The 19248-nt window shown below is 71.0% G+C and carries 19 protein-coding genes and 2 tRNA genes; 13 read left to right on the plus strand and 8 right to left on the minus strand.

Going from position 1 to position 19248, the window contains the following annotated elements; genetic code table 11:
• The first annotated feature begins 65 nt into the window (after nucleotides 1-65).
• The 4 genes from H4687_RS31090 to H4687_RS31105 all read left to right on the plus strand — a co-directional run bounded on the left by H4687_RS31090 (nucleotide 66) and on the right by H4687_RS31105 (nucleotide 3206).
• Nucleotides 66-1178: an SDR family oxidoreductase gene (locus H4687_RS31090; protein ID WP_046913062.1), complete on the plus strand. Its 1113-nt coding sequence runs from the start codon at nucleotides 66-68 to the stop codon at nucleotides 1176-1178.
• Between the two features lie 100 nt (nucleotides 1179-1278).
• A complete protein-coding gene (locus H4687_RS31095; RefSeq protein ID WP_046913061.1) occupies nucleotides 1279-1740 on the plus strand; it encodes a molybdenum cofactor biosynthesis protein MoaE in 462 nt (153 codons plus the stop codon).
• Between the two features lie 130 nt (nucleotides 1741-1870).
• A complete protein-coding gene (locus H4687_RS31100; protein ID WP_167358679.1) occupies nucleotides 1871-2035 on the plus strand; it encodes a hypothetical protein in 165 nt (54 codons plus the stop codon).
• Nucleotides 2036-2108: 73 nt separating this feature from the next.
• Nucleotides 2109-3206 (plus strand): YlbL family protein, encoded by a 1098-nt coding sequence (locus H4687_RS31105; protein ID WP_046913060.1) that lies wholly within the window; start codon nucleotides 2109-2111, stop codon nucleotides 3204-3206.
• 73 nt (nucleotides 3207-3279) lie between these two features.
• On the opposite strand, the gene H4687_RS31110 is transcribed toward H4687_RS31105, so the two are convergent.
• Entirely contained in the window at nucleotides 3280-3822 is a 543-nt protein-coding gene (locus H4687_RS31110) for a PPA1309 family protein (protein ID WP_046913059.1), read from the minus strand.
• A 163-nt stretch (nucleotides 3823-3985) separates the two neighbouring features.
• On the opposite strand from H4687_RS31110, the gene H4687_RS31115 reads away from it, so the two are divergent.
• The 4 genes from H4687_RS31115 to H4687_RS31130 all read left to right on the plus strand — a co-directional run bounded on the left by H4687_RS31115 (nucleotide 3986) and on the right by H4687_RS31130 (nucleotide 9370).
• Complete coding sequence (locus H4687_RS31115) at nucleotides 3986-6916, plus strand: UPF0182 family membrane protein (RefSeq protein WP_078907670.1); 2931 nt, start codon at nucleotides 3986-3988, stop codon at nucleotides 6914-6916.
• A 44-nt stretch (nucleotides 6917-6960) separates the two neighbouring features.
• Nucleotides 6961-7034: transfer RNA gene (locus H4687_RS31120), tRNA-Met, on the plus strand.
• Nucleotides 7035-7205: 171 nt separating this feature from the next.
• The gene (locus H4687_RS31125; RefSeq protein WP_179860016.1) at nucleotides 7206-9206 is read left to right on the plus strand and encodes a tetratricopeptide repeat protein; all 2001 of its coding nucleotides are present in this window, start codon (nucleotides 7206-7208) and stop codon (nucleotides 9204-9206) included.
• Between the two features lie 90 nt (nucleotides 9207-9296).
• A tRNA-Met gene (locus H4687_RS31130) sits at nucleotides 9297-9370 on the plus strand.
• A gap of 96 nt (nucleotides 9371-9466) precedes the next feature.
• Here the strand turns inward: H4687_RS31130 and H4687_RS31135 are convergent.
• From H4687_RS31135 to hisN, 3 genes are all read right to left on the minus strand, one after another.
• Nucleotides 9467-9883 carry a Fur family transcriptional regulator gene (locus tag H4687_RS31135; protein ID WP_046913056.1) on the minus strand — a complete coding sequence of 139 codons (417 nt, stop codon included), beginning with the start codon at nucleotides 9881-9883 and terminating at the stop codon, nucleotides 9467-9469.
• Nucleotides 9884-10158: 275 nt separating this feature from the next.
• Nucleotides 10159-10551, minus strand: a complete 393-nt coding sequence (locus H4687_RS31140; RefSeq protein ID WP_005480464.1) for a CBS domain-containing protein — start codon at nucleotides 10549-10551, stop codon at nucleotides 10159-10161.
• A 303-nt stretch (nucleotides 10552-10854) separates the two neighbouring features.
• The gene (gene hisN / locus H4687_RS31145) at nucleotides 10855-11655 is read right to left on the minus strand and encodes a histidinol-phosphatase (protein ID WP_046913055.1); all 801 of its coding nucleotides are present in this window, start codon (nucleotides 11653-11655) and stop codon (nucleotides 10855-10857) included.
• 418 nt (nucleotides 11656-12073) lie between these two features.
• Between hisN and H4687_RS31150 the strand changes: the two genes are divergently transcribed.
• On the plus strand, nucleotides 12074-12700 hold the full coding sequence (locus tag H4687_RS31150) for a TetR/AcrR family transcriptional regulator (RefSeq protein WP_046918093.1): 627 nt from the start codon (nucleotides 12074-12076) through the stop codon (nucleotides 12698-12700).
• A 32-nt stretch (nucleotides 12701-12732) separates the two neighbouring features.
• On the opposite strand, the gene H4687_RS31155 is transcribed toward H4687_RS31150, so the two are convergent.
• The 4 genes from H4687_RS31155 to H4687_RS31170 form a co-directional block, all read right to left on the minus strand.
• The gene (locus H4687_RS31155) at nucleotides 12733-13056 is read right to left on the minus strand and encodes a DMT family transporter (RefSeq protein ID WP_046918094.1); all 324 of its coding nucleotides are present in this window, start codon (nucleotides 13054-13056) and stop codon (nucleotides 12733-12735) included.
• A 129-nt stretch (nucleotides 13057-13185) separates the two neighbouring features.
• Nucleotides 13186-14199 (minus strand): ribosome small subunit-dependent GTPase A, encoded by a 1014-nt coding sequence (gene rsgA, locus H4687_RS31160; protein ID WP_046918095.1) that lies wholly within the window; start codon nucleotides 14197-14199, stop codon nucleotides 13186-13188.
• A 16-nt stretch (nucleotides 14200-14215) separates the two neighbouring features.
• Nucleotides 14216-15547 carry a 3-phosphoshikimate 1-carboxyvinyltransferase gene (gene aroA / locus H4687_RS31165; RefSeq protein ID WP_046918096.1) on the minus strand — a complete coding sequence of 444 codons (1332 nt, stop codon included), beginning with the start codon at nucleotides 15545-15547 and terminating at the stop codon, nucleotides 14216-14218.
• A gap of 128 nt (nucleotides 15548-15675) precedes the next feature.
• Complete coding sequence (locus H4687_RS31170) at nucleotides 15676-16398, minus strand: M50 family metallopeptidase (protein WP_046918097.1); 723 nt, start codon at nucleotides 16396-16398, stop codon at nucleotides 15676-15678.
• Between the two features lie 103 nt (nucleotides 16399-16501).
• Here H4687_RS31170 and H4687_RS31175 point away from each other — a divergent pair, with 103 nt between their 5' ends.
• The 4 genes from H4687_RS31175 to rsrA all read left to right on the plus strand — a co-directional run bounded on the left by H4687_RS31175 (nucleotide 16502) and on the right by rsrA (nucleotide 19218).
• The gene (locus H4687_RS31175) at nucleotides 16502-17317 is read left to right on the plus strand and encodes an SOS response-associated peptidase (protein ID WP_046918098.1); all 816 of its coding nucleotides are present in this window, start codon (nucleotides 16502-16504) and stop codon (nucleotides 17315-17317) included.
• A gap of 1 nt (nucleotide 17318) precedes the next feature.
• Nucleotides 17319-17966, plus strand: coding sequence for an alpha/beta hydrolase family protein (locus H4687_RS31180; protein ID WP_046918099.1), 648 nt, complete (start codon nucleotides 17319-17321; stop codon nucleotides 17964-17966).
• A 269-nt stretch (nucleotides 17967-18235) separates the two neighbouring features.
• On the plus strand, nucleotides 18236-18907 hold the full coding sequence (gene sigR / locus H4687_RS31185; protein ID WP_020113984.1) for an RNA polymerase sigma factor SigR: 672 nt from the start codon (nucleotides 18236-18238) through the stop codon (nucleotides 18905-18907).
• Entirely contained in the window at nucleotides 18904-19218 is a 315-nt protein-coding gene (gene rsrA, locus H4687_RS31190; protein WP_046918100.1) for a mycothiol system anti-sigma-R factor, read from the plus strand. Before sigR ends, rsrA begins: the two co-directional genes overlap by 4 nt.
• Nucleotides 19219-19248: the final 30 nt, after the last annotated feature.

A 19248-nucleotide genomic window follows, 5' to 3' on the forward strand; every position in this document is an offset into this window, starting at 1 on the left:
TGGATGCCACCTGGTACGCACGCGTCGCCCGCGTTCGTACTGAAGACAACCGCTGGAGACGCCCGGTGAGTTCCCCAGATCCACAGGTTCGCGCAGCGCGAAACCACTCAACCAGTCCCGCCGCGCGCGGGCCCGTCGTCGCGGTCACCGGTGCCGCGTCCGGCGTCGGAGCGCTGCTCACCGAGCGGCTCGCCGAGTCCGACGAGATCCGGCAGGTCATCGCCATCGACGAGCGGCGCGGCGAGTGCGCGGCCGCGCAGTGGCACATCCTGGACGTGCGGGACCCGGCGATCGCCGAGAAGCTGCGCGGAGCGGACGTCGTGGTGCACCTCGCCGTCGACCTCGACCTGGGCACCGATGCGGCGGCCCGCAGCGCGTACAACGTGCGTGGCACGCAGACCGTGCTGACGGCGGCCGCCGCGGCCGGGGTGCACCGGGTCGTGCTGTGCACCTCGGCGATGGTCTACGGCGCGCTGCCCGAGAACGAGCTGCCGCTCTCGGAGGACGCCGAGCTGCGGGCGACCGCCGAGGCCACCGGGGTCGGCGACCTGCTGGAGATCGAGCGCCTCGCACGCCGGGCACCGCGCGCCCATCCGGGCCTCAATGTCACCGTCGTCCGCCCGGCGACTCTTGTCGGGGGCACGGACACGGCCCTGACCAGGTACTTCGAGTCGCCTCGGCTGCTGGTGGTGGCCGGGTCGCGGCCCGCCTGGCAGTTCTGCCATGTCGAGGATCTGTGCGGTGCGCTGGAGTACGCCGTGCTGGAGAAGGTCGACGGGGAGCTGGCCGTCGGGTGCGAGGGGTGGCTGGAGCAGGAGGAGGTCGAGGAGCTCAGCGGGATCCGGCGCATGGAGCTGCCCTCCGCCGTCGCCCTCGGGGCCGCCGCCCGGCTCCACCGGATCGGGCTGACGCCGTCGCCGGCCGGGGATCTCGCCTACACGATGTATCCGTGGGTCGTCAGCGGGAGCCGGCTGCACGACGCCGGGTGGCGGCCCCTGTGGACGAACGAGGAAGTGCTGGCGGAGCTGCTGGAGGAGGTCGCCGGGCGGCACACCGTGGTCGGGCGGCGGCTGGGGCGCAAGGACGCGACCGCGGCGGGTGCCGCGGGGGCGACGGTCGCGTTGCTGGGTACGGCGGCGTTGGTGCGGCAGGTCCGGAGGGCTCGGGGGCGGCGCTGAGGTCGGCCCTGTGCCCATGGAGGTCGCGCCAAGTCGCCACGCGCGCGTGACGGCGTTATCGACCAAGTCGGTCGGGAGACGAGTGGGGCACGATGGGGGTATGGCAGTGAATGAGGATCATCCCGGTGAGCAGGGGGCCGAGGAGCCCGTCAAGCTGATCGGGATTCGGGAGACGGCGCTCTCCCTGGACGAGGTGTTCCGGGCGGTCGGGGACGACGCCGCCGGGGGGACCGCGCTGTTCGTGGGGACCGTGCGGAACCACGACGGGGGAGCGGATGTCGACGAGCTGGGCTATTCGTGTCACCCGACGGCCGAGGCCGAGATGCGGCGGATCGCGGAGAAGGTGGTCGCCGACTACCCGGTGCGGGCCCTCGCGGCCGTGCACAGGGTGGGAAACCTGAAGGTCGGGGACCTGGCGGTGGTCGTCGCCGTGTCGTGTCCGCACCGGGGCGAGGCCTTCGAGGCGTGTCGGAAACTGATCGACGACCTGAAGCACGAAGTGCCCATCTGGAAGCACCAGAAGTTCTCGGACGGTACGGAGGAGTGGGTGGGAGCCTGCTGAGGCGGGACCGGAACGCGCCTGTACGCGTTCCGGTTGCGTAACCTGCCCCCCGGCGCGAGCGTTGACGGAGCGGACGGATAATCTGCTGATCAGTCAGTTGTGGTTGTTTGATAGGGGTTGGGAGGCCGGCATGGCGGCGCTCGCCTGGTTGCTGATTCCGCTCGTGGCCGCGATCGGTGCCGGACTGTGGGGCGGCTGGGCCGGCCGGAACCGCAGGAGCATCGAGGACGGCACCGAGCTCGCGGGGTACTCCCGCTTCCGCGAGGCCATGGAGCGGTCCCACTCCGGCGGCTAGCGGCCGCTTCGCCCGCGCCCCGGACGGACGGCCCCGACAGTGCTCCTACAGGCCTGTCCCGTACTGTCGTTCCATGCCACGCCGCACCGCGACGATGCTCGCCTCCACCCTGATGCTGATCGCGCTCCTGTGCGCGGGTGTGATCATTCCCGTGCCCTATTCGGAGATGTCACCGGGGCCGACGGTGAACACGCTCGGCAAGCACGACGGGGAGCCGGTGCTGCAGATCTCCGGGCGCAAGACGTACGCGACGACCGGCCATCTGAACATGACCACGGTCCGCGTCACCAGCGCCGACTACCGGATGAACCTCGTCGAGGCCGTGTACGGCTGGCTGGCGCACGACAACAAGGTCGTCCCGCACGACACGCTCTACCCGGACGGCAAGACCAAGGAGCAGTCGACGCAGGAGAACGCCGAGGAGTTCAGCCAGTCCCAGGAGAGCGCCAAGGTCGCGGCCCTGAAGGAGCTGGACATCCCGGTGCGGTCCTGGGTGATCGTCTCCACCGTCCTCAAGGACTCCCCGGCCGAGGGCAAGCTGCACGCCGGTGACGTGATCAAGTCCGTCGACGGTACGGCGGTCAAGGTGCCCGAGGACGTGGCGAAACTGGTCACCAAGCACAAGCCGGGTGAGAACGTCGACTTCGTGATCGTGCCCGCCAAGGCCCAGGCCGCCGCGGAGAAGGCGAACAGGACGGCGACCGAGACCCGGAAGGTCACCATCACCACGGGCACGTCCGACGACACGGGCGAGGAGCGGGCGATCGTCGGCATCTCCGCAGGGACCGACCACACCTTCCCCTTCACCATCGACATCAAGCTGGCCGACGTCGGCGGCCCGAGCGCCGGACTGATGTTCGCCCTCGGTATCTACGACAAGCTCACGCCGGGCAACCTGACGGGCGGCAAGTTCGTGGCCGGCACCGGCACGATCGACGACCAGGGCAAGGTCGGCCCCATCGGCGGCATCGAGATGAAGACGGTCGGCGCGCGCGCCAAGGGCGCCCAGTACTTCCTGACGCCCGAGGACAACTGCGTCACGGCCGCCGGGGACGTCCCCGACGGACTCACCCTCGTCAAGGTCGGCACCATCGAGGACGCGCTGGGAGCCCTGAAGGACATCCGCGCCGGCGACACCGCCGACCTGCCGAAGTGCACCACCAAGGGCTGACGGAAACGGACGTACGCGCGCGTGGGGGCGCTCCCGAGGACCCGGGGGCGCCCCCACCGCCGTACGGCGGGGATCAGTCCACGAAGGTCGCGGACAGGGCCTCCGCGAGGCCCGGTACCAGTTCGGGGCCGGTGAGGACCTCGGTCGGAGAGTCCTTCTCGCGCAGACGCAGGGCCGCGTCGCGGGAGCCGTCGCGGAGAACGGCGACGGTCATACGGACCTCCTGGCGCTCCGGGTGGGAGGCGACCCACTTGGCGAGACGGGCCTCGTCGAGGTTCTCGGGGACGGACGCCTCGGCGGACGGCGGCAGCATCAGCCGCTCCACGGTCAGCGCGCAGCCGACCACCGCGTCGGGCCAGGCGATGGTGCCGAGGAACTCGTCGAGGGCCTTGCCCGCGGGAATCTCGTCCTGCTCGATCGGGGTGAGACCGACGGTCTCGGACTCGTCCTGCAGACCGAGCTGAGCCGCGAGGGCGGGTTCCTGGGACCGCAGACGCGCGGTATCCACCAGGGCGAAGAGGCGAGCGGGCTGGTCCCAGCCGAGGCCCGAGGCGTACTCGTCGATCTCGAGGACGGCCCGGGTGAGGGGGTTCGCTGCCATGGGAGTGTTGGACATGGTCACAATCCTGCCTCGTTCGTTCCCCGAAGCGGGAACCGAGTAAAGCGTGAGTAAGTTGCATAGGTGAGGCCCCTGCGATCACGGGGCCCGCTGGAGGGTCCGTAGACGCGGGCCTGACGTATCGACAGCGAACTTCGAGGTGCGCACCTTGGCTTTCCAGATGCCGGACCGCGGCGGAGGCCCGACGGGGCCGCGGATCAGAGTGGGCCGACCGTCCCGACGTGTCCGGACGCTGCTCATGACGTTGGGCGTCCTTGCCGTCCTCGGCATGGCGTTCGTCATGTTCGCGGGATTCTGGACGGACTGGCTCTGGTACCGGTCGGTGAAGTATTCGTCCGTCTTCACCACCACACTCTGGACGAAGATCGGGCTCTTCTTCGTCTTCGGCCTGCTGATGTCGGCCTCGGTCGGCTTCAACATCTGGCTCGCGCACCGGCTGCGGCCACCGCTGAGCGCCATGTCGATGGAGCAGCAGAGCCTCGACAGGTACCGCATGGGCATCGCGCCCTACAAGAAATGGCTGCTCCTCGGGATCACCTCCCTGGTGGGCCTCATCGCCGGCGCCTCCGCCTCCGGGCAGTGGCGCACCTGGCTGATGTGGGTCAACGGTGTGTCGTTCGGCCAGAAGGACCCCCAGTTCGACCTGGACGTCTCCTTCTACGCCTTCGACCTGCCCTGGTACCGCTTCCTGCTCGGCTTCGGCTTCGCCGCCGCCGTGCTCTCGGTGATCGCCGCCGCCCTCACGCACTACCTGTACGGCGGCCTCAGGGTCACCTCCCCGGGTGCGCGGGCCACCGCCGCGGCCACCGGACACCTGTCGGTGCTCCTCGGCATCTTCGTCGCCCTGAAGGCGGTCGCCTACTGGCTCGACCGGTACGGGCTGGCCGTGAAGTCCAGCGACTTCAAGGCGACGGGGAACTGGACGGGCCTGAGGTACGTCGACGCGAACGCGTACCTGCCGGCCAAGACGATCCTGTTCTGCATCGCGGTGATCTGCGCGCTGCTGTTCTTCGCCACCATCTGGCGGCGCACCTGGCAGCTGCCGGTCATCGGCTTCGGCCTGATGGTGCTCTCCGCCATCCTCATCGGCGGGCTGTATCCGGCGATCGTCCAGAAGTTCCAGGTCCAGCCGAACGAGCAGGCCAAGGAGGCGCCGTACGTCGAGAAGAACCTGGCGGCGACCCGCCAGGCCTACGGCATCGACGGGACCGACGTCGAGGAGTACTCGGGCGTCAGCGACACGGACAAGGCCCAGCTCCGCAAGGACGCCGACACCACGGCCAGCATCCGCATGCTCGACCCGAACATCGTCTCGCCGACCTTCCAGCAGCTCCAGCAGATGAGGAACTACTACGCGTTCCCCACGAACCTGGACGTCGACCGGTACAGCAACGAGGACGGCGCCGAGCAGGACACCGTCATCGGTCTGCGCGAGCTGAACCTGGCGGGCATCCCGAAGAACAACTGGATCAACGACCACTTCCGCTACACCCACGGCTACGGCGTGGTCGCCGCCAAGGGCACCGAGGCCACCTCCGGCGGCCGCCCGGTGTTCACCGAGTCCGACCTGCCGTCCAAGGGCGATCTGGGCAAGTACCAGCAGCGGGTCTACTACGGCGAGAAGACCACGCAGTACTCGATCGTCGGCGGTCCCCAGAAGGAGATCGACTACTCCGACGACAGCGGGGAGAAGACCACCAGCTACAAGGGCAAGAGCGGGGTCAACCTCTCCAGCCCGGTCAACCGGGCCGCGTACGCGGTGGCGTTCAACGAGCCGCAGATCCTCTACTCCGGTGCCATCGGCGAGGGTTCGCGGATCCTGTACAACCGCACGCCCAAGGAGCGCGTGGAGGCGGTCGCCCCCTGGCTGACCATCGACGGTGACGCCTACCCGGCCGTCGTCGACGGGAAGATCCAGTGGATCGTCGACGCGTACACCACCACCAACGGCTACCCGTACGCCTCCCGCACCACCCTGGGCGACACGACGGCCGACTCGCTGACCGCCGACAACAGCCAGCGCGCGGTGGTGGCCCAGCAGAACCAGGTCAACTACATCCGCAACTCGGTGAAGGCGACCGTCGACGCGTACACGGGTCAGGTCAAGCTCTACCAGTGGGACACCGAGGACCCGGTCCTGAAGACCTGGATGAAGGCCTTCCCGAACACGGTGGAGCCGAAGGGCGACATCTCCGACTCGCTGCTGGCCCATCTGCGGTACCCGCAGGACCTCTTCAAGGTCCAGCGCGAGCTGCTCACCCGCTACCACGTGAAGGACGCCGAGACGTTCCTCAGCGGCAGCGAGGTGTGGCAGGTCCCGGACGACCCGACCAACACCTCGGGCAACGCGGTGCCGCCGTACTACCTGAGCATGAAGCTGCCGGGCCAGACGGCACAGGCGTTCTCGCTGACCACCACGCTCACGCCGAACGGCCGCGACAACCTCAGTGCCTTCGTGGCGGTCAACGCCGAGGCGGGCACCAAGGACTACGGCGAGATCAGAATTCTGAAACTGCCGACGAGCGAACCGATCGACGGACCGAAACAGGTCCAGAGCCAGTTCAACTCCGAACAGGACATCGCCGAGACCATCAGCCTCCTCAAGAGAGGTGACTCACAGGTCGAGTACGGCAACCTCCTGACGGTCCCGCTCGACGGGGGGCTGCTCTACGTGGAACCCGTCTATGTGCGAGGCGGCGGACTCAAGTACCCGCTGCTGCGCAAGGTCCTGGTCACCTACGGCGGCAACACGGCCTTCGAGGACACCCTCGACGCCGCGCTCAACAAGGTGTTCGAGACCGAGGGTCCGCCCACGGAGCCACCCGTGGACGACGGCGACGAGGGCACCGACGAGCCGCCGAAGTCCGGCGACCCGACGGTCCAACAGGCCCTGGAGGAAGCCCAGAAGGCGTTCGACGAGGGCCAGCAGGCACTCAAGGACGGCGACTGGGAGGCGTACGGCCGGGCCCAACAGGACCTGGAGGACGCGCTGAAGCGTGCCGAGGACGCCCAGGCCAAGGCCGGCGGGACCGGCGGCAGCGGCAGTGCGGACAGCGACAAGAGCGGCGACGGAGGCTCCGGAAGCGGCTGATGCAAGGCTCCCTCCCGCGCCGTGGTACGGTTGCAACACAACGGCGCGGGGTGGAGCAGCTCGGTAGCTCGCTGGGCTCATAACCCAGAGGTCGCAGGTTCAAATCCTGTCCCCGCTACTGAAGTTGAAGGCCCGGATCCTCCAAAGGATCCGGGCCTTCGACGTGTTGGCGGGGGGATCCGGGAAATCTGTGTTTGACTTGTCGCTCTGTGGGCAAGTCGACAAAACGCTGTAGTGACCTCAATGGCTGCGGTATACCAGGTGTACCCAGGTTGCAGGTGGTGCGACGATGGACGTTATGGGGGACAAGGCAACTCTGTTGGAGACAGGGCGGTTTGCGCAGCCTGCCGACTTTGCGCTGCCTGCCGACTTTGTGGTGCCCGCCGAGTCCGCCGCGTCGGTCGAGTCCGTGCGGGCGGAGGACGAGGACGAGACGGGGGACGCCGTAGAGGAGGCGCGTCAGCGGCTCGCCGCCGAAGCCGGTGACGCCGAGGCGATGAGCGTCCTCGGAGCCATGCTGCTGCGCCGAGGCGACCTCGACGGGGCCGAGCCCTACCTGCGGGGCGCCACCGCCGCCGGAGACCGTGCGGCCGCCAACAACCTGGGTGTCCTGCTGCACCAGCGCGGATACGCCGACGACGCCGCCGGCTGGTGGCGGGTCGCGGCCGTCGCCGGTTCGGCCGCCGCCGCGCACGCGCTCGGCCGGCACCACCGCGAGCGCGGTGACGAACCGGCCGCCGAGTACTGGCTGCGCCAGTCCGCCGAGCAGGGCCATGCCCTCGGTGCGTACGCCCTCGCCGACCTGCTGGAACACCGCAGCGACCCCGCCGCGGAGCGGTGGATGCGGGTCGCCGCCGAGCGGGGGCACCGCGAGGCCGCCTACCGGCTCGCCCGGGCGCTGGACCGGCTCGCCGAGCTGGAGGAGCGCGCCGCGGTGCGTGAGGGGCGCAGAATCGCGCGCGCGGCGTTCGAGAGTGCAGGCGCGGGCCGTGAGGCCGCCCGTGAGGGCCGTCCCGTCGTACGGGAGGGCCGCGTCGGCGTGCGCGCGGGGGAGTCCGGTGCCGACAACGGTGTCGGGGCCGCCGCCGAGGAGGCCGAGCAGTGGTACCGCCAGGCCGCCGCGCGCGGGCACCGGCGGGCCGCGCTGCACCTGGGGGCGATCCTGGAGCGGCGCGGGGAACTCAAGGAGGCCGGCCGCTGGTATCTGACCTCCGCCAAGGACGGTGAGCCGCGCGCCGCGTGCGCGCTCGGGTTCCTGCTGCGGGACGCGGGCGACACCGAGAGCGCGGCCGTGTGGTGGCTGCGGGCCGCCCAGGACGGAGACGGCAACGCGGCGAACGCGCTGGGCGCGCTGCACGCCGAGCGCGGTGAGACGCAGACCGCGGAGCGGTGGTACCGCGCCGCGATGGACGCCGGTGACGTCAACGGGGCGTACAACCTCGGGCTGCTCTGCGCCGAGCAGGGACGGACCGCCCAGGCCGAGCAGTGGTACCGGCGGGCCGCGTACGCCGGGCACCGCGAGGCGGCGAACGCCCTGGCCATCCTGCTGCTGCAGGTGGGGGACGCGGCCGGGGCCGAGCCGTGGTTCTCCAAGGCCGCGGAGGCCGGCAGCGTGGACGCCGCCTTCAACCTGGGCATCCTGTTCGCCGGGCGGGGCGACGACGTGACGGCGCTCGTCTGGTACGAGCGGGCGGCTGCCGCCGGGCACACCGAGGCGGCGCTCCAGGTCGCCATAGCGCGGCTGCGGGACGGCGACGAGCGGGCCGCCGAGCGGCATCTGCGGCGTGCCGCCGGCGGGGGCAGCGCGGAGGCCGCGTATCGCCTGGCCGCCGTGCTCGACGCCCGCCGGCCGCCTGTTCCCGCGCATGAGCTGGGGGAGCCGGTGCGGGAGAAGAACGAGTGCGAGGAGTGGTACGAGAGGGCTGCCTCCCAGGGCCACCGGCGGGCGCAGGTGCGGGTCGGGATGCTGGCGGCCGGGAGGGGTGACGTGGCCGAGGCGGCTCGGTGGTACCGGGCCGCGGCGGAGTCCGGGTCGCGCAACGGGGCGTTCAACCTGGGGCTGCTGCTCGCCCGCGAGGGGAGTGAGCCGGAGGCCGCGTTGTGGTGGGCCCGGGCCGCCGACGCGGGGCACGGGCGGGCGGCTTTGCGGCTCGCCCTCGTCTACGCGCGTCGGGGGGAGCTGGTGGAGGGCAAGCGGTGGGCCGACCGGGCCGTGGCGCTCGGGCCGGCGGAGGTCACCAAGCGCGCGGCGCGGTTGCGGGACGCGTTGCGGGACGAGTTGTCGGCGTAGTCGCCGGCCGGCTCCGGACAGGGTCCGCAGGCTGGTCCTTCAATGGATTTGCGCTGGTCGATGGGCGTGACGTAGTGTTCTGTTCATCGCCGCGGGGTGGAGCAGCTCGGTAGCTCGCTGGGCTCATAACCCAGAGGTCGCAGGTTCAAATCCTGTCCCCGCTACTGAAAACCCAGGGCCCGGAACCGATCAGGTTCCGGGCCCTGGGTGTATGCCCCCGGCCGCTCGGCGCCGGGGGCTTTGTCATGTGTCGCCGGGGGCTAGGCCGTCGCGCAGGTCGGGCACACGCCTCGGTAGGTGACCTCCACGTCGGAGACGGTGAAGCCGAAGCGCTCGGCGGCGGGGAGGTCGGCGAGGGGATTGCCGGTGGGGTGGACGTCCCGGATCGTGCCGCACCGGGCGCAGACCAGGTGGTGGTGCGGGCGGTGCGCGTTGGGGTCGTACCGCTTGGCCCGCTTGTCCGTGGCGACTTCGAGCACCTCACCGAGGACGACCAGCTCACCCAGGGTGTTGTAGACGGTGGCCCGGGAGATCTCCGGCAGCTTGGCGACAGCTCGCGTGTGCACCTCGTCGGCCGTCAGGTGGACGTGTTCGCCGTCGAGGACCTCGGCCACGACACGCCGCTGTGCGGTCATGCGCCATCCGCGTCCGCGCAGCCGCTCCAGAAGGTCACTCATACCGGTCAGCGTAACAGTCTGGGCGAACAGTTCCCGAACAGGTGTGACTTTAGAGCTTGCCTTGACCTGGAATTGGTCCAATGTAGGATCGGACGCGATGTGAGCAGGATTCTGCTCGGCCGAGGTGCTCGTCGACGCGTCGGCCAAGGCTTCGGCAAGCGCCTGGAGGCCGCCGTCCAGGCCCTGTGCGGCCCACCGGGGTTGGACCGCTTGTCGTGGGGGAGGGGCCGGGATCTCGTCCGAGGTCCTGGCCCCTTCGCGCGTGCGGGGGCCGGTCAGGCCGTCGCGTGCTGTCGGGCCGGGGTCCAGCAACGGATGATGTCGCGGACCGAGACGATGCCGATCGGGGCGCCCTCGTCGAGGACGATCAGATGGCGGAAGCCGCCGTGGGTCATGGCGCGGGCCGCTTCCTCCAGAGTCCAGGACGGCGTGGCGAACACCACGTCGGTGGTGGTGTGGGCGTGGGCGCGCTCGGCGTCGGGGCTCTGGCCCAGGCCGACGGAGTTGAGGACGTCGCGTTCGGTCAGTATCCCGAGTCCGCCGGCGTCCGGGTCGAGGACCACGGCCGCACCGATCCGGCGGGCCGACATCAGTGCGGCGGCCTGCCGGAGAGTGTGATCGGGACCGATGGTGAGGACCACTGTGCTCATGGCGTCGCGGACGAGCATGGAGTTCAGCCACCTCCTAGGGCACCCCGGTGACGATGAGTTCAGGCCCGGCGCCGGAGGCGCCAATTGAGCACTGCACAAGTTCACAAGTGGGGGGACTCTCAATGTGGCAGGTAAAGCGGAGGTCAACAAGGGGGCGTGCGTGGTCAGTTCGGGGCGCTCCGGGATCACTCCGGGATCCCGGAGCGCGCCGGACGGTGACGGCGGGAGGGGACAGGAAGCGACAGAAGGCGGCGGGCCGTGGCACGACGTGGGAGGAGGCCGGAGGGCGCGGCAGAGCCGGACGAGGGCGGCGGAAGGGGTCTAGTAGCGCTGGTTCAGGTACCCCAGCAACTCGTCGTGGAGCAGACCGTTCGAGGCCGCGGCGTTGCCGCTGTGCGGGCCGGGACGGCCGTCGAGGCCGGTGAAGGTGCCGCCCGACTCGGTGACGATGATCGCGTTGGCGGACATGTCCCAGAGGGACAGTTCGGGTTCGGCGCAGATGTCCACCGAGCCTTCGGCGACCATCATGTACGGCCAGAAATCGCCGTACGCGCGCGTCCGCCACACCTCGCGGGTCAGGTCCAGGAAGCCGTTGAGGCTGCCGCGCTCCTCCCAGCCGCTGAGGGAGGAGTATGCGAAGGACGCGTCCGACAGCTCGGCGACGCAGGAGACACGCAGGCGGGAGGCCGAGCTGAGGCTGCGGCCCGTGAAGGCGCCGTGCCCCTTCGCCGCCCACCAGCGGCGGCCCAGGGCCGGTGCCGAGACGACGCCGACGACGGGCTGGTAGCCGCCCTCGGCCGCCTCCATCAGGGAGATCAGGGTGGCCCAGACGGGGACGCCCCGGACGTAGTTCTTGGTGCCGTCGATCGGGTCGACGACCCAGCGGCGGGGGCCGGTGCCGGCGAGCCCGAACTCCTCGCCGAGGATGGCGTCCCGGGGGCGGGCGCGCTGGAGCTGGCCGCGGATGAGTTCCTCGGCGGCCTTGTCGGCCTCGCTGACCGGGGTCATGTCCGGCTTCGTCTCGACCTTCAGGTCGAGGGCCTTGAAGCGGGCCATGGTGGTCGCGTCGGCGGCGTCCGCGAGGACGTGGGCGAAGCGGAGGTCGTCGAGGTAGTCGGCCATGTGGCGAACGGTATCTGTCGAGGTCGGTACGGGGCTACAGGGGGCCGGGGGTCGCTCGGGGCAAGGGGGCGGGGCGGCCGATCGGCCGGCGCTCCGGCGGGCGGGAGCGGGGGTGGGCGCGGTCGGTTCGCCGGCCCGCAAGCATGGTCGGCCCGCGAGGGAGGAGGCCGATGCCCCGTTCCGGGGTAGGGCCGGGTCCGTGATCATGTGGGCTCCGGCGTGAATGTTCCCCCGTGGCCGTGGGCACACGAGGGGGAGCCGCCGACGGGGGTGGAGGTGGCTTTGTCGAGGTGGGGTCGGTGCGTGCCGCGCGCGCCGGCCGACGCGCGCCCCAGCGGGCCGCCGCGAACTCTTGACAGTGACTTGATGCGCGTCAAATCTGAGGGCCAGAGCCGCCCGCTCGCTTGGTAGGGAGGCGATGATGCCTGCAGCGCGGGAATCCTTGTTGGACGCCGCTTACACGGCGCTGATGCGCCGGCCGTGGTCCGCCGTGCGCATGGTGGACGTGGCGGCGGTGGCCGGAGTGTCACGTCAGACGCTGTACAACGAGTTCGGCAGCAAGGACGGACTCGCCAGGGCGCTGGTCCGCAGGGAGGCGGACGGCTATCTGGCGGGAGTCGACCGGGCGCTGGCCCTGCCCGCGGACACCCGGGACAGGCTGGCCGCGACCGCCGAGTGGACCGTGCGGGCCTGCCGTACCAACGTGCTGGTGCGGGCCATGCTCACCGGTTGCTGGAGCGAGCGGCTGCCCTCGCCGTCGCTCACGGCGGTGGCCTCGTCCTCCATCGTGCCCGCCCAGCGTCGCGCGGACGGACCGTTGCCCGCGCCCGCCGACTTCGTGGCACTGGTGCGCGAGCGGGCCGTCGCCGCCCTGGCCACGCCCGGCACTCCCCGGTCGGACGCGGGGGAGTTGGCCCGATCCTGCGAACTCGCCGTGCGGCTCGCCCTGTCCTGTGTGGCGGCGCCCCCGGGAGAGGGCGGGGTCGCCGAGCTCGTGCGGACCGCGCTGCCCCGCCAGCCCAGCAGGTCCCTCAACCACCTGTAGCCGACGCGGGATCGGGCCCGCCCCGTCGCGAACTACTGCGCGGATCCCGACAGTTGCAGACCCACGACCCCCACGATCACCAGGCTGATCGAGACGATCTTCAGGGTCGAGACGAGGTCGCCGAGGAAGACCATTCCGTAGATCGCGGTACCGGCCGCGCCGATGCCGGTCCAGACGGCGTAGGCGGGGCCGACGTCGAGCTTCTTCAGGGAGAGGGTCAGCAGACCGAAGCTGCCGAGGGCGAAGACGCAGAAGGCGACCGTGGGCCAGAGTCTGGTGAAGCCGTGCGAGAGTTTCAGACAGACGGCGAATCCGGTCTCCAGGAACCCCGCCACGACCACCAGCAGCCACGCCATGTCTCGTCCTCCCGTGTCCCCACGTTCCGTGACCGCTTGGTCCGTTCCCGGCCGATCTCGTCTGGTCCGGGTCCGACTTGGTGCGATTATGCACTTACCGGGTGGGCGCGGGCGCAAACAACGCGGAGGTCAGTCGCCTTCCCGTCGTTCGCGTGTCGCGAGGAGCCTGCGCAGGGAGTAGAGCCGGGCCGGGTCCGCGTGTCCGTCCGCCACCCACTGGTCCAGGGCGCAGTCCTGCTCGTCGTGACTGCACGCGCGCGGGCAGCCCTCCGTGCCCGGGACCAGGTCCGGGAAGGCGTTGATGACGCGGGACGGGTCGACGTGGGCGAGGCCGAACGAACGGACGCCCGGGGTGTCCACCACCCAGCCGCCGCCGGAGTCCGCCAGGGGCAGCGCCAGCGCCGAGGTGGTGGTGTGCCGGCCGCGGCCCGTCACCGCGTTCACATGGCCCGTCGTACGGCGGAGGTCCGCGGGGACGAGGGCGTTCACCAGGGTCGTCTTGCCGACGCCGGAGTGGCCGACGAACGCCGTGACCTTGCCGTCGAGGTGTTCGCGTACGCGGTCGGCGGCGCCGCCCGTCTCCAGCTCCTCGCGGCTCGTCACGACGTGCGGGAGGTCGATGTGGCCGTAGGCCTCCAGGAGTTTGTCGGGAGAGGCCAGGTCCGACTTCGTGAGCACGAGCAGGGGGGCCAGACCCGCGTCGTACGCCGCCACCAGGCAGCGGTCGATCAACCGGGGGCGGGGTTCGGGGTCGGCGAGGGCCGTGACGATGGCGAGCTGGTCGGCGTTGGCGACGACGACGCGCTCGTAGGGGTCGTCGTCGTCGGCCGTGCGCCGCAGGACCGAGGTGCGGTCGGCGATGCGGACGATCCGGGCGAGGGTGTCCTTCTTGCCGGAGAGGTCACCGACGAGGGCGACGTTGTCGCCGACGACCGCTGCCTTGCGGCCCAGTTCCCGGGCCTTCATCGCGAGGACGACGCGGTCCTCGACGAGACAGGTCAGCCGGCCCCGGTCGACGGTGAGGACCATGCCCTCGGCGGCGTCCTCGTGCTTCGGACGGATGTGCGTACGGGGACGGTTGCCCTTGCGGTTGGGGCGGCTGCGGATGTCGTCCTCGTCGGTGTGCTTGCCGTAACGGCGCATGATCCCGGTCCGCCCGTCAGTTCTTCCCGAGCATCCCGGTCCACAGGTCGGGGAAGTCCGGCAGGGTCTTGGCCGTCGTCTCCACGTTCTCGATGCGCACACCCTCCACGGCCAGGCCGATGATCGCACCGGCCGTGGCCATGCGGTGGTCGTCGTACGTGTGGAAGACACCGCCGTGCAGGGTGCGGGGGCGGATGTGGAGGCCGTCGGCGGTCTCGGTGACGTCGCCGCCGAGTTCGTTGATCTCCTTGGTGAGGGCGGCCAGCCGGTCCGTCTCGTGCAGGCGCAGGTGGGCCACGCCGCGCAGCGTCGAGGGGGAGTCGGCGAGGGCGGCGACCGCCGCGATGCCCGGGGTCAGCTCGCCGACCTCGCTCAGGTCCACGTCGATGCCGTGGACCGAACCGGAGCCGGTGAACACCAGGCCGTACTCGGTGAGTTCGCAGGTGCCGCCCATCTCCGTGAAGATCTCGCGGAGTTGGTCGCCGGGCTGGGTGGTGCGCGAGGGCCAGTCCGGGACGACGACCTTGCCGCCGGTCACCAGGGCCGCCGCCAGGAACGGCTGGGCGTTGGACAGGTCCGGCTCGATCGTCAGGTCGCGGCCGAGCAGCGCGCCCGGCGTGACCCGCCAGACGTTCGGCTCGCCGCCCGACTCCGGGGTGTCCACCTGCGCGCCGACCGAGCGCAGCATGTCGACGGTCATGCGGATGTGGGGCAGGGAGGGGAGGGTCGCGCCGGTGTGGCGGACCTCCACGCCCTGGTTGAAGCGGGGGGCCGACAGCAGGAGCGCCGAGACGAACTGCGACGACGAGGACGCGTCGATCGCCACCGGGCCGCCGTCCAGCGCGCCGCTGCCGTGGACCGTCAGCGGAAGGGCGCCGCGGCCGTCGTCGTCGATCCGGGCGCCGAGGACGCGCAGGGCGTCGATCACACCGTGCAGCGGGCGCTCGTAGGACCGGGGATCGCCGTCGAAGCGGATGGGGCCGTCGGCGAGGGCGGCGACCGGGGGGAGGAAGCGCATGACCGTGCCGGCGTTGCCGACGTCCACCGTGGCCGGGCCCTGCAGGCCGGTGGGCAGGACGCGCCAGGCCTCGCCGGAACCGCCCGCGCCGGAGGAGCTGGACGACACGGTCTCCTCGATGCCGACGCCCATCGCGCGCAGCGCGGCGGCCATCAGGAGCGTGTCGCGGGAGCGCAGGGGGCGGCGCAGCCAGCCGGGCTCGCTCGCGAGCGCGGCGAGGACGAGGGCGCGATTGGTGACGGACTTGGACCCCGGGACGTGGACCGTCGCGTCGACGGCTCCGCTCGCGTAGGGGGCGGGCCAGAGGGCGGGCTGTGCGTTCAGGGCCATGCGGCCCACTTTAATGGGGGTTGGCTCCGCCCGGATCCGCCGGTTGACATGCGTCGCGGGTCCGGTGCGCCTCCGTCGTGGCAGGTCGGGTGGTTCCCCGCCGCCCGCGCGCCCCCCGGCCGCCGGGGTCACAGGTTCAGCAGCCAGCGGCCGCCGCCCGTCAGTGCGCACAGCGACACCACGTGGAACATCACGAGCCACACGGTCGCCGGGACGTGGGTCAGGCGGGAGAGCTGGTCCGCGTCGGAGTCACCGGCGCCTCCCCGACGGCGCTTGGCCTGGAGTTCGAACGCCGGGCGTACGCCTCCCAGCAGCAGGAACCAGACCACCGCGTAGGCGAACGCCGCCTGGATCTGGGGGCCCGCCAGCCAGGAGACGACCACGAAGGTGCCGCCGGTGAGGACGACCGTGAGGGCGCCGTAGGCGTTGCGGATCATGACCAGCATGGCGATCAGCAGGATCGTGGCGAGCCACAGGAGGAGGGTGATGCGGCCCGATCCGAGGAGGGCGGCGCCGCCGAGGCCGAGGAGCGGGGGAGCGGTGTAGCCGGCGGCCGCGGTGAGGATCATGCCGATGCCGGTGGGCCTGCCCCGGCTCACCGTGAGGCCGCTGGTGTCGGAGTGCAGCCGGATGCCGGTCAGGGTGCGGCCGGTGAGCAGCGCGACCAGACCGTGGCCGCCCTCGTGCGCGATGGTGATGGCGTTGCGCGAGAGCCGCCAGACGCCGTGCGGGACGATCGCCGCGAGCGCGGCGACCGCGGTGGCTATGACGACCCAGAGGTCGGGGTCGGGCTGGGTGCCGAAGACCTCGTCCCACAGGCCGGCCAGCGAGGTGGCTGCGGTGCTTTCCATGTTCTGCGGTGGCTCCTCGGGGTCGCGATCGACGGGGGCCGGCGGGTGGCGCCGTCGTCGGGGTGGTGGTCGGGTGACGGGTGGGCCTGGCAGTGTGGCACTTATGTGCGGACGGTATGCGTCGAGTCGTAGGCCCGAGGATCTCGCAGGAGTCTTCGAGATCGAGAAGTGGGAGCCGGAGGAGTCCTTGGAGCCCGACTACAACGTGGCTCCCACCAAGGAGGTCTACGCGGTTCTGGACCGTCCTGTGAAGGACGCCGACGACAAGCGGCCGGTTCGCCAGCTGCGGAAGCTGAAGTGGGGGCTCGTCCCCTCCTGGTCCAAGAGCCCCGAGGGCGCCGCCCGGATGATCAACGCCCGCGCGGAGACCGTGCACGAGAAGCCGTCGTACCGGCGGGCCTTCGCCACCCGGCGCTGCATCCTGCCCGCCGACGGGTACTTCGAGTGGGTCACCGGCACGGGGGAGCGGGAGCTGGAGGTCGAGGGGAAGAAGAAGCGGCCGCGCAAGCAGCCCTACTTCGTGCTCCCGGCCGACGGGTCGGTCTTCGCGATGGCCGGGCTGTACGAGTTCTGGCGGGACCGGACGCTGCCGGACGACCATCCGCGGGCCTGGTGGGCGACCTGTTCGGTGATCACGACGGAGGCCGAGACGTCCCCGCTCGCCGTGTCCCCCGAGGACGGCCCGCGCGCGCTGGCCGAGATCCACCCCCGGATGCCGCTGATGCTCACCCCGGACCGCTGGGACGGCTGGCTCGATCCGGCCCGTACGGATCTGGACGATCTGCGCCGGCTGCTGGAACCGCCGCCCGCCGGGCTGATGCGCGCCTACCCCGTCTCCACCGCGGTCAGCAACGTCCGCAACAACGGGCCGGAGCTGCTGAAGGAGCTGGAGGGGCCGGAGGAGGGCACACTCTTCTGACGTGAGCGAGATCGAGGCAGCGGCGAAGGAAGAGATCGACACGGAGGCCGGTACCGGCCGCGTCAGCTGGTACGAGGCGGAGTCACCGACCTGCGTCCTCGCTGTCGGCCACGGTGCCGGCGGTGGTGTCGAGGCCCGTGATCTGCGGGCCCTGGCCGCCGTGCTCCCCGCGCACGGAGTGAGCGTCGCCCTGGTGGAGCAGCCGTGGCGGGTGGCCGGGAAGAAGCTGGCGCCCGCGCCGAAGACGCTGGACGTGGGCTGGCGGGGACTGTGGCCGGCGCTGGCGGAGCCGGGACTCCCGGTGATCGCGGGCGGGCGCAGCGCCGGGGCCCGGGTGGCCTGCCGGACGGCGACGGAGCTGGGCGCGGTGGCCGTACTGGCGCTGAGCTTTCCGCTGCACCCGCCGGGCCGGCCGGAGAAGTCGCGGGCCGACGAGCTGCTCGGTGCCGGAGTGCCCACCCTCGTGGTCCAGGGCGGGAACGATCCGTTCGGGAAGCCGGAGGAGTTCCCGGAGGGCTCCTACGGGCTCGTGGAGGTGCCGTACGGCGATCACGGGTTCGCCGTGCCGAAGCGGGCGCCCCTCGGGCAGGAGGAGGCGCTGACGGTGATCACGGACGGCGTCGTGGAGTGGATCGCGTCACTCGGATGACGGTGCGGATGGGGGGCGGGAATGCCGAGCGGCGTGCCCCTGTTGTGCGGATCAGACAGCGCGAAAAGACCGTGCTGACCGCCGTAGGAGAGGAAGTCCGCCGCATGGGTTCGACCTATTGCCCGAGCCGCAGCAGCCGCGCTGACCTGGACTGGACGGTGCTGCACGCGGCCAAGAGCGGCCCTGTTCGGGCGGCGGCGGGCATGGATCGTCGTCTATCCTCCGATTCTGGTGGTACCGGTTTCGGTATCGCACAGACGCTGGAGGAGGTGGGTCCGGTCACTGGGACCGACGCAGGGACCGAACGGGGCCAGGCGGAGCAGCCCGAGGGCACCGAGACCGCCGCGGAGCGCAGCGCCCGGTTCGAGCGGGACGCCCTGGAATTCCTCGACCAGATGTACTCGGCCGCGCTGCGCATGACGCGCAACCCGGCCGATGCCGAGGACCTGGTGCAGGAGACGTACGCGAAGGCGTACGCGTCCTTCCATCAGTTCCGTGAGGGCACCAACCTGAAGGCCTGGCTGTACCGCATCCTCACGAACACCTTCATCAACTCGTACCGCAAGAAGCAGCGCGAACCCCAGCGCTCCGCGGCCGAGGAGATCGAGGACTGGCAGCTGGCGCGCGCCGAGTCGCACATGTCGACCGGCCTGCGTTCGGCCGAGTCACAGGCGCTCGATCACCTGCCCGACTCGGACGTGAAGTCGGCGTTGCAGGCGATCCCCGAGGAGTTCCGCATCGCGGTCTATCTCGCGGATGTCGAGGGCTTTGCGTACAAGGAGATCGCCGACATCATGGGGACACCCATCGGTACGGTGATGTCCCGGCTGCACCGGGGCCGCCGTCAACTGCGCGGCATGCTCGAGGACTACGCCCGTGACCGCGGGCTCGTCCCGGCCGGCGCCGGAGAGTCGAACGAATCGAAAGGCTCGGGCTCATGAGCTGCGGAGAGCCGCATGAGACGGATTGCAGCGAGATCCTCGATCATCTCTACGAGTTCCTCGACCGGGAGATGCCCGACGCCGACTGCACCAAGTTCGAGCACCACTTCGAGGAGTGCTCGCCCTGTCTGGAGAAGTACGGGCTCGAACAGGCCGTCAAGAAGCTGGTGAAGCGGTGCTGCGGGCAGGACGACGTGCCCACGGATCTGCGCGCCAAGGTGATGGGCCGGATCGATCTGATCCGGTCGGGGCACACCGTGCCCGAGCACGACGTGACGGCGGCCTCGCCGGTCACACCGCGGGAGAGCTGAGCACGCGAGCCCGCCTCGCGCACGGCCGTG

The organism is Streptomyces stelliscabiei (assembly GCF_014873495.1).
GTDB classification, from domain to species: Bacteria; Actinomycetota; Actinomycetes; order Streptomycetales; family Streptomycetaceae; genus Streptomyces; species Streptomyces bottropensis.